This is a genomic window from Archangium violaceum Cb vi76 (assembly GCF_000733295.1).
GTDB classification, from domain to species: domain Bacteria; phylum Myxococcota; class Myxococcia; order Myxococcales; family Myxococcaceae; genus Archangium; species Archangium violaceum.
This window is the reverse complement of the sequence record NZ_JPMI01000427.1, coordinates 1-376: the sequence shown is the minus strand read 5'-3', so window position 1 is coordinate 376 and position 376 is coordinate 1. Positions and strand designations below refer to the sequence as shown.

Below are 376 nucleotides of genomic sequence, written 5' to 3'. Positions count from 1 at the left end.
ACCCGCCACAACGCCAGCGCGGGGTCTGGCTCCAACCTCTTGAAGACCAGCCGCAGCCCTTGCCCCGCCTCTTCCTGGTACTCGCTCACCGTCACCGGCTCCAACACCGGTAGCCCCGCTTCGGCTCCAGCCGGTGCCGCCAGGAGCGTCCACGGCACCAGCAGCAACACGGAGAGGGCGTTTGTGACTCTCGACTTCATGTCCGGCTCCATCATTATCAGACCTCGATGAATTTGATGCCGGTGATGCCCTCGGCCTCCATGGCTGTCTTGACGTACTCGGAGACGATGAGGACCACCAGCCAGCCCCAGGGGCGGAAGAGGTGGGCGTCCCCTGTCTTCTGCGGGTCCACCTTCAGACCTCGAACGTTCCGGTA

At 64.1% G+C, this 376-nt stretch carries 1 protein-coding gene and 1 pseudogene; both read right to left on the bottom strand.

Annotated elements, in window-relative coordinates; all coding sequences use genetic code 11:
• Nucleotides 1–200, bottom strand: a pseudogene (locus Q664_RS51180) (AHH domain-containing protein); the annotation flags it as partial.
• A 17-nt stretch (nucleotides 201–217) separates the two neighbouring features.
• Nucleotides 218–352, bottom strand: a complete 135-nt coding sequence (locus Q664_RS62820) for an imm11 family protein (RefSeq protein WP_326938825.1) — start codon at nucleotides 350–352, stop codon at nucleotides 218–220.
• Nucleotides 353–376 lie beyond the last annotated feature (24 nt).